Below are 10,227 nucleotides of genomic sequence, written 5' to 3'. Positions count from 1 at the left end.
CTGGCAGTTTTGGTGGTACTCGGAGTCTCGACCGGGGTCGGCGGTTCGGAGGAAGTTAATCCTTCTTCTAAGACGCTGACTCGTTTGGTTAGACGGGATAGAACATCAGAGTCTAAGCGATCCATGACGCTAGAGATTTTTACCTCTAGGTCTTCGAGTCGTTGTATGAGTGTGGTATCGGGAGTTGTTGCCGGGGTTGCAGTTGTGGCCGGGGTTGTCGTCGGGGTGGGTTGAGTTGCTTCTCCGGAAAAGACTTGTTGGAGAGCTTTAACCACGACTTCGGTGCGATTGGTATCGGTGGAGACAACCATCTCATCGATCGCCTCTAAGAGTTCTTCGGGTAGTCTTAAGGTAACTGGTTTGGTTGGCATTTTCTATAACGTCATACAGGGTTATCCCATCCTATAGCGTCTTGGGGACGTCATACAGGGTTGATTTGGGATTTATAGATCGAAAATACATCGAAGCGCGTCTACTTTTAGCAACGAATATTACTAGAAGGGTTAGATCGCGTTTACGAATGTGATGAAAGGTTGCGCTTCAGTTGGCAGCCGATCGCGCTTGTAGACGGACGTTCTCCCTTGGGAGTGCGCCGTTGATTTAACCTTTATAACACGACTATAAAACAGTTTCCTACTTACAAGTCTAGTTATTTGATTGGCCCGATCGCCTTGGCGTTGGAGACATCCGGTGGAAAAATCCGGTGGCCAAGCGTTTTGCGAACTCTGCTCCACTCTTTTTTTCCGTAAGACCGCCTGTCTTGCGCTATCGGTTGGGCCGATCGCGATTAAGCCGGTTCTCCCTACTGTGGTATTGAAATGGCTCTGCATTAACAATCCCGATTTTTATTGTAAAGTGAATCCGTTGATTTCGTCAAAAACTTTTGTTTTTTGATTAGCCGATCGCCACCGGAGTGCGATCGTCGGGTTACTTCCCCTCCTCTACCCTTCAGAGGTGACTTGAAACAGCAAAGACTTTTATTAACTGGAATACACTACCGGAGTAGCTAGTTAATTGTACAGAATGGCTCGGTTCGCTATTCTTGATCCGTCCCGGAATCCTTAACCCCTAGGATGCCGGTAGAGTTGTTGATCACCGGGACCACAAACTGGGTTTCTGCATGAGATTGGTGGCGAATCCGCAGAGATTTTAAAAAGAAACTCGGTTTGTCTTTCCGTTCAGGTATCGACGCTCTAGTCTGAGCCGATCGCCGGATGAACCGTGGCTGTACCGCTTGCCCAATACTTTAAGTTGGGTAAAATAGATGGGTCTGAAATCTCTGGGGTTAGGCCGTCCTCGACTCTAATTTATACCAATTTGGGTTTAACCCAACTCCATTCCCGGACTCAAACTCAGGAGCGATCGCCTCCATAAAATGTTTCCCCCTATCCCCTAAAATAAGAGCAGGATTCCCTCGATTACTGATTCGGGCTTAAACCCAATCAAACAGCGGTTCAATCCCATCAGGAGTGGCCTAACAGCCGAGGGCGATCGGCCCATTGCACTGAGGCTGGGATAGATCTTCAATCCCATCCCATCGCAATGGGACGATGCAGATCACTCCGGTGAACATTCGGCAATCAAATCCGTTCAAACCCCTCTAGTATTTGTACCGGAGATCCCCCATCCTTCCCCTAATCGGGTTGACTCTTCAAGGGATAGCTACCTTTTACCCCAGGGGAAAAGCCCGCTGAGATTGGGCTGAAATTCAGGGGGATTTGATATCAGGAATTTCCCCCGGAGGCAACCTGCACCCAAAGAAGAGATCCAGGTATTTGACAGTTGCCTCATCCGGTCAAACTTGTCACCTCCGGGAACTCTAACCCCGATAATATTCCCATTGACCGGGCTGAGGACAAGACTGTGCCTTATGCCTCCTTTGAAAAATTGGAGAATTTTTTTCAGAAAACCCCGATGCGGGAAAGCGGATGCGATCGCCTCCCCACATCGGGTCTTAATATTGGGCAATCACTGCTGAGACGCTCAAAACTATCCCCCTGGGAAACGCGCACATTCTTGTAATATTTCGCAATATTCATGACAGTTGGGCAGTCGATAAATGGGGTTTGAGATCTCAAAACCCGAAGGGTGAAGTGGCGATCGCTGACGATCACAAAGACTCTCCTTTGCGATCAACTCCACTGTTGGAAGCGTGGAAAGGGCCACTCCCATCTCACACCCCGGGGAATGATGCCACGAGTACAACCGTCAGAAATCCCTAGGTATGGATCACCACTGTTCTTTATACAGGGTGGCAATTCATCAACGGCAGAATACCGCTAAACCCATTAAAGAATAACCTTTTCGGGGAAATATATCGTTTCTAACTCCCGGTCAACCCCTGGGGAAATATAGGCACTCAAAAGCCGGTGGACAGCCTTGCCATTGCACCCAGGTGAGGCAGTGAAATCGCCCCTAACCCAGAAGGGCGTGACGGGGTGCAAAGTTAAAGATCCAGGTGTTCCTAAAACTCTAACTGACTGCCCCCAAAATTGAGTACAACCCAGGGGCGACCCTTGACCACTCTGCCAGCGATCGCCCCTAAATCTTTCCTGGGTTCCAACTCTCGGGTTAGACTAAGGCAGAAGTGACATTAAGCCTAGAATTGAGTTAGGCAACTGCCGAGCTAAACATCCTGCCATCATCTATAGCAGATCCTTTATCAGTTGTGGAATGCCCTCACCCCTTTCTCGTCGGCGGCCCAAAGGGGGAGAGGGGAGCTATATATGTCATAAATCATTTAGGACTGCTATAGACTGGAAGCAATTCAGTATTTTTTCTGGGCCAAAAAATAAAGAAACCATTAAAATCACCAACAGCATAGTAACTTTTCCCGGGAAAGGTTGAATCTTAGAATAGTTCACTCCAAAATTTAAAGTCGAAATAAAACAAGGTATATCAAATGGTCATTCCCGTAGAACCCACCCCACTCTCATCCTCAAAAACTCGCCAATTGACTCCGATTAAATCCGTAGAGTCTAGTCAACCGAGCACAGAGACTCGCAATCGAGGGATTGTGTTGGAACTGCTCGATCTAGCCTGGAATCAGGACGATGAGACTATTCCTGGAACCGTTGAGGGGAAAAACCTTGCTACATCCGTACAAAATCATGAAGGTGATCCGCAAGGACAGTCTAAACCTGTTCGGGTTGAGGTGAGTTTTCGCCTAGATTCAGACCACTGGAAAGACTTGATGCAATCAATGGCGATCGCCATTGAAAAACAACAATCCTGGCAATGGGAAGGTCGCCTGATCAGTGCGAATCCCCAAAAAAGTCAGCAACAGTCGGTAGACACTCCGGCGCAAACAGTCCCTCCGTTGACCCGGGAAGTTGCCCTGGTCAAGGGTTGCTCAAACCGGAGTTCGTTTCAGTCACAAAGCGATTTCTCTGGGGGATGCCAGGGGGACCCTGACCCTAAACTGGATCATCCCAGTTCGGGTTCATCCTACCTGACGGCGTTGGTGGAGATTCAGGAACAGTTACTGATGGCTGTAACGCCAGATTTCAAGAGTGAAACTCAGCTTTATGAAGAGATTTTACAACGACTGGCACAGGTGTCTGGTGCGACAGGTGCCTACTTCTGGGAAACGAAGGGGACAGAGGATGGGGGGGGGACTGGTTTACGATCGCAGTGGTATGCCGACGACTTTCCCAGGGAGGGGATGGTCCCGAATTTACCGGATTTAGAGCAGATCAGCGCCTCGGGGGGACAGGCGATGTCGAGGGCGGTGGCGGAACTGCCGGAATCAGACAGGTCTTTTTTTGCCGATCGCCCGATCGCCTCGATTCTGCTGATTCCCGCCATTGCCGATGACTGTTGTCTGGGATGGATGGGGTTTGAGTATCCCCACCGTCACCCAGTCAGTCAAGGGGAAATCTCTCTATTGCAAACCGCAGGACGGGCGATCGCCGCTTATCGCCGACAGTCTAACCGAGATATTCAGTGGAGTGGTTCATCCCCGGTCCTGCAATCTTGGGAGGCGATCGCACTACTAGAACCCAAGGGAACCCTTCTGGAGATTCAAACCCTGGGGGACAGAGGCAGTGATGATTCAGGGATGGAAGAGGAAGTGGGTCTTCCCTTTTGGAACAGTCGAGGGTGGACTCCTCCTGAATGCCAGGAAACTGACCATCAGAATAACGAGATGCAAGAACAATTAAAGCAGGCGATCGCGACAGCCGCTGGGGGGGAATTCGTTCGCAGTTGCCTTGAACTTGACCGTAGCAACGGCAGGGGGAAGGGGGTGAATTTTTCTATCAAACCTGTTTTTGATCCGTATCATCAAGTCGTGTTCTTGATTTGGAAGGGACGAAGGGCGATCGCACAGGACCGGGTTCAGACATCGGCAGAACCAGAGAGTCTGACATCGGATCCGAATCCTGGGGATTCCTCTGGAGTACAACCGATTCAATTACAACCCTCAATGTTACTAACGGTGGAACTGAGACAATCGCGGTCCTGCATCCGCAAACCTCATCCAACATCTGCTGATCGGGACGCCTCAACCGGATTGTTCCTGAAACATCCCAAACACCTGAAGCGAGTTCGAGTGAGTATTCCCACTCGAACTCTAGTGAATCGTGTTCCCTTGGCGATCGCCTCAGCATCGTGGCTGGAGCGGGGTGTAAATGAAGCATCCGATGCCGTTGCCATCACCGACCTCAACGGGATTCTCACCTATCAAAATAGAGCATTTCAGGAACAATTTGGATATAGTCGTGATGAAATCAATGCTTACGGTGGGATTTCCCAACTGTACGGCACTCCCGAACTGGATCGCGAAATTTGCCAAAGCGTCCGCAGAGGGTATAGTTGGTGTGCAGAAGTCTTGTTACAAAAACAAGACCGAACCGGCAAGACGGCCTTTTTGCGAGCTCATGCCATTCCCGATGACAGGGGCGCAGTTGTGGGGATTTTTACTCTTTATACTAATATCGTAGAGGTTACGGTCGGGGATGGCGAGGGACAAAGGGCGTCGCAATGCGATTGGGAAAATCAGAAGTGCCTCGATCGCCTTCAGGAAAGTAACCGACGATTGCAATTAGCCCTCGAAGGCAGCAATTTGGAATTATGGGATTGGAATCTGGAGACGGGAGATTTGTTTATTGGGAAAAAATGGCGAGCGATCGCCGACTGGATGCCCGATGAAACCCAGAATCCGGTCCAATCCTGGCGCAGACTGATTCATCCGGATGATTGGCCCCATGCGATCGCCGCCTGGAACCACCATCTCAACGGCGGGACGCCGGGTTTTGAACTTGAATACCGGATTCGCACCAAAACCGGCGAATGGCAGTGGATTCAGGACCGGGGAAAGGTGGTAGAACGGGATCACCGAGGGCACATCCTGCGGATATTAGGGACTCACAAAGATATCACTCACCGCAAACAGTACCAAGAAGCTCTGGAAAAGGAGCGCCTGCAACTCCGAGAAATTATCAATCGCGCACCCGTGGCGATCGCAATGCTTGATCACGACTTGCGCTATATTGCCCATTCTCAAAAGTGGTTGAGTGATTACAATGGCGATCTCTGCTGCAACCATCCTTCCTGGATCGGATGTCACTTTTTTGACATGATGCCAGATCTGTTTGAGCAATGGAGTCCACTGCTGAAACGGGTTCTAGAGGGAGAAGCTATCTCTTCCAGTGAAGATTGCTGGGAACGGGCGGACGGGTCTAAACTCTATCAGCGTTGGGCAATTCAGCCTTGGTACAGTCCCTCTGGGGCAGTTGGAGGAATTGCCATTGTCACTGATAATATTAATGAACTGGTGGAAGCTCGGGAAACTGCCCTAGAAGCAGCCCGAATCAAATCCCAATTTCTCGCCAACATGAGCCATGAAATTCGGACCCCGATGAATGGGGTGTTAGGAATGACGGGTTTATTATTACAAACCCCGCTTTCTAATCAGCAACGGGATTGTGCTGAAACCATCCGCATCAGTGGGGAACATTTGTTGCGGGTTATCAATGATATTTTAGACTTTTCTAAGCTGGAAGCCGGAGAAATGAATCTCGAATCTTTAGATTTTCAACTGTCAACTTGTATTGAAGAAGTCGTGGATTTATTGGCGGCTCCAGCTCATCAGAAGGGTTTAGAATTGGCCGTCTGGATTGACCCGAAAGTGCCGCAACACTTAATCGGAGATGCAGCCCGCTTTCGTCAGATTCTGTTAAATTTGATTAACAATGGGATTAAATTTACTCAGCGGGGGGAGGTGGTTGTTCAGGTCAATCAGTCGATGAAGCCGGAATCCCCAGATGCCAGAGGACAAGAAGTCTGGCTGCGGTTTACGGTGCAAGATACGGGGATTGGCATCCCGCGCGATCACCAGAAAAAACTGTTTCAATCCTTTTCTCAAGGGGATACTTCCACAACCCGAAGCTATGGGGGGACAGGTTTGGGATTGGCGATTTGTAAACAATTGGTGGAACTGATGGGGGGAGAAATCGGGGTGGAAAGTTACCCCGATCAAGGCTCTAATTTTTGGTTTGAACTCAAGTTTCGCAAACAGGGGACTCGGGTATCGGGTTCGATTCCCCGTTGTGCTCTGCCCGTCGCTTTCACTTCCATTAAGGTATTAGTAGCTCACCAGAGTGCCTCGACTCGTCAATCGTTACGATATCTAGCTGCAGATTGGGGCATTGGTCTTGATGAGGTTGATAATTATAGCAAGTTCTACCAGACTTTGCAAGAGGCGGCCACCGCAGGACAACCCTATCAAGTGGCGATTGTTGACCTCAATATGCTCTTAGGAATTCAGCGCGATCGCCAGGAGAACAAAGACGTTAAAGATGAGGGTGCAGATTGTGAAGATTGGATGCTGAGTAACGAGTCTGACCCGTCCCTCGTCGAGGAATTTATTCAAAAATTATCCCCGTTTCCCCCACAAACTTCCTTATTTTTGATGACAACCCTCTCCGATTGCGATCGCGCCTTGGCACTGGTGCAATCCTCACAACAACGAGGGTTGAGTTTTGTAGAAGGACATCTGGTCAAACCAGTGCGATCGTCCCAACTGTTGAATAGTCTGATGAGCGGGGTCCTGCGCCCACAAACCGGCTATGCTCAAACCGGGGGAGGCAGTTCCACCATCTCTCCATCCCCCCAAACCCCCGTGCAACCCCGGATTCCTTCCACGGTGACTATTTTAGTGGCGGAAGACCACCCAATTAATCAACAGGTGATTCTCCACCAATTAGAGGCATTAGGCTATCAAGGAGAATGTGTGGGAAATGGTGTCGAAGCGATCGCCCGCCTCGGCCAAAAGCGCTACGATCTTGTCTTGATGGACTGTCAAATGCCCGGATTAGATGGCTATCAAACCACCCAAGAAATCCGCAAACTCGAAGCAACCGGGTCCCTTTGCCCCTCTGCCGATGGCGAGTCCCCGGACCTGTCCAAATCTCACAAAACCGTTGTCATTGCTCTGACGGCTCACGCCATGTCTGCGGAACGGGATAAGTGTCTCGCGGCGGGCATGGATGATTATATCAGCAAACCCGTCCATCTGGATCACTTGAATGCGCTTTTAGAACGGTGGATTGCTCATCCCCATCAGCGGATCAACCCGTTGAGCAAATCCCCAGAACCGGATTCCTCGACTCCGGTTCTACCTCCGGATCCTGCCGAGGCGATCGCCTCGGACTCCCCATCCGCAATCAACCTGGACCGCCTGGAAGAAGTCTCTCGCGGCAAACTCGCACTCCAGCGCCGCTTGTTAGAGGCATTTGCCAACACCGCCACTGCTGATACCGAGGCGATCGCCTCCGCTATTCAAGCCAATGATTGTGTTAAGGTTGACCGGGTATCCCATCGACTCAAAGGCTCTAGTGCCAATGTTGGAGCGCAAGCTATGTCAGCCCTAGCTGAACAGATAGGCACTCTCGCTCGGGAAAATCGCTTATCTGAAGCCAACTCACTTTTATCTCGCTTGCCAGCTCAATTACAGAGCGTTCGCGAGTTTATTGACACTCATTTAACCGAATTACCTTAAATCCGAAGGTGAAACAATTAATCAACCCCCTCCGATTTTTTAACCTGGGTTGAGTTGTGAATTAGCCCCTCTTGTGCAGAGGGGTTTCGCCGGATAGCCTCCCACTTCAAAAGACCATAAACCCAGTGTCTAGTCCTCACAGACTGGAGCAGAAAGTCCAGGTTTTGGAATCCTCCCCAGGTTATCAACGAGAGTACCGATACTTTAACAGTAGCCAGTCTAAATTATAATAAAAATCAGGGTACGTTATGTTGGGACAAAGGGAAAAATTTAAACGCAAAAATTATCAATGGTAACCAGATTATGGGTAAAATTTTAGCGATTGATGATGATATTACGGTGCAGATTGTTTTGCAAGACTTGCTCGAAAGTGAAGGTCATGAGGTGGCGATCGCCTCCGATGGTCAAGAGGGTATCCATCAAGCGGATCAACTCCGTCCTGATTTAATTATTTGCGATTGGATGATGCCCCAACTGGATGGATTAGCCGTCTGCAAACACGTCAAAGCCAACCCCTCTTTGTCCAGTACCTTTTTTATTCTCTTAACCGCCCGCGAACTGGTGACCGATCGCGTGATTGGCTTGGACTCCGGGGCGGATGATTTCCTCTCTAAACCCATTGATACCCAGGAACTAATGGCCCGGGTTCGCGCCGGTTTACGCCTGAGTAAAACCCTCAAGGATTTACAACGAGCACAGTCTCAATTAATCCAAAGCGAAAAAATGTCCAGCATTGGTCAACTCGTCGCTGGTGTGGCTCACGAAATCAACAATCCTGTTACTTTTATTTACAGCAATCTCACTCATCTTCAAGAATATACTCAAGACTTAATTGACCTGGTGCATTTGTATCAAAAAGAAGTCAATCAACCCAGTATTGCGATTCAAACTAAACTCGAATTTATCGATTTTAATTTCATCTTGCAAGATTTACCGAAAATCATTGGTTCTATGCAGAATGGGAGCGATCGCATTCGCAAAATTGTCTTATCTCTTCAAGAATTTACCCATTTTGAACGCTCTGGACTCCAGTGTATTCAAATCAACGAAGCCCTAGAAAATACCTTGTTAATTTTAGGTCATCGGTTGCAATCTAATGAAACTCATCAACAGATTCAGGTGATTACAAATTATGGAAAATTACCCGCTATTGAATCCTACGCGGCCCAAATTAATCAAGCTTTTTTGCAAATCATTAATAATGCCATTGATGCTATAGAAAGAGCCATTGTCTATTCCGATTCTCATCCCGGTTGCGTGACCATTCACACTGAAAGTTTAAGCGAAAATAGAATTTGTATTCGGATTGCCGATAATGGTCCCGGAATTCCTGAATCCATTAAGTCTCAAATTTTTGACCCCTTTTTTAGTACAAAACCCGTCGGTTCAGGAACTGGACTCGGATTGTTAATGGTTTATCAAATTGTGGTACAGCAACATCAAGGGACGATAGAATGTATTTCTCATCCTCAACAAGGAACCGAATTTAAAATTGAATTACCCATCCGCATCCAGTCTGCAAAACCGAGCGATCGCCCAGGTATCAAGACTGAAGATTTTGCCTTTCAGCAACCAGAGTGAAAGCAGGGTAATTTCTGTTCGAGGGTCCTTCTGAAAATCATACCAATGACTTTGATATAACTTTAGTCTAATTTAAGTTAAGCTAAAGTTAGAGCAGTCCTAAATCAGTTGTGTAATGCCCTCACCCCTTTCTCGTCGGCGGCCCAAAGGGGGAGAGGGGAGAAGATGTCATAAATCATTTAGGATTGCTATAGAGCCTACTGTTTCTCCTAAAATTGCTTATGTCCGATCGCCCTATTTATCTTGACTGTCATGCCACCACCCCTGTAGATCAACGGGTAATCCAGGCGATGTTGCCTTACTTTACCGACTATTTCGGGAACCCGGCAAGCATCAATCATCAATATGGATGGGAGGCAGAAGCGGCAATTCAACAAGCTAGAGAGACCCTAGCTAATGCTATTCATGCCACCCCAGAAGAAATCATTTTTACCAGTGGCGCAACGGAAGCCAATAATTTAGCCATTAAAGGTGCGGCGGAAAGTTATTTTCAAAAAGGACGACATATTATTACCGTTCAAACCGAACATAATGCGGTTCTCGACCCCTGTGCCTACTTAGAAACCTTGGGATTTGAAATCACCTATTTGCCGGTTCAACCCGATGGATTGCTGGATTTATCCGAGTTAGAAACTGCCTGTCGT

The 10,227-nt window shown here is 48.4% G+C and carries 6 protein-coding genes; 4 read left to right on the top strand and 2 right to left on the bottom strand.

The features are described from left to right. A partial coding sequence (locus tag J0895_RS15740; protein WP_242541356.1) for a ribbon-helix-helix domain-containing protein occupies positions 1-371 on the bottom strand: 371 nt, incomplete at its 3' end. 850 nt (positions 372-1,221) lie between these two features. Here J0895_RS15740 and J0895_RS15735 point away from each other — a divergent pair. Then, positions 1,222-1,374 carry a hypothetical protein gene (locus J0895_RS15735; protein ID WP_207088993.1) on the top strand — a complete coding sequence of 51 codons (153 nt, stop codon included), beginning with the start codon at positions 1,222-1,224 and terminating at the stop codon, positions 1,372-1,374. Between the two features lie 527 nt (positions 1,375-1,901). Here J0895_RS15735 and J0895_RS15730 read toward each other — a convergent pair. Continuing rightward, the gene (locus J0895_RS15730; RefSeq protein ID WP_207088992.1) at positions 1,902-2,039 is read right to left on the bottom strand and encodes a hypothetical protein; all 138 of its coding nucleotides are present in this window, start codon (positions 2,037-2,039) and stop codon (positions 1,902-1,904) included. 863 nt (positions 2,040-2,902) lie between these two features. On the opposite strand from J0895_RS15730, the gene J0895_RS15725 reads away from it, so the two are divergent. From J0895_RS15725 to J0895_RS15715, 3 genes are all read left to right on the top strand, one after another. Then, entirely contained in the window at positions 2,903-8,002 is a 5,100-nt protein-coding gene (locus J0895_RS15725; RefSeq protein WP_207088991.1) for an ATP-binding protein, read from the top strand. Positions 8,003-8,305: 303 nt separating this feature from the next. Beyond that, positions 8,306-9,583, top strand: coding sequence for a sensor histidine kinase (locus J0895_RS15720; protein ID WP_207088990.1), 1,278 nt, complete (start codon positions 8,306-8,308; stop codon positions 9,581-9,583). Positions 9,584-9,804: 221 nt separating this feature from the next. After that, the coding region (locus J0895_RS15715) for a cysteine desulfurase family protein (protein ID WP_207088989.1) at positions 9,805-10,227 on the top strand (423 nt) is incomplete at its 3' end.

Origin of the sequence: Phormidium pseudopriestleyi FRX01 (genome assembly GCF_017313335.1) — a bacterium.
GTDB lineage: Bacteria > Cyanobacteriota > Cyanobacteriia > Cyanobacteriales > Laspinemataceae > Laspinema > Laspinema pseudopriestleyi.
Note: the sequence above shows the minus strand (reverse complement) of the source record. Positions and strands in the feature narration are given on the sequence as shown.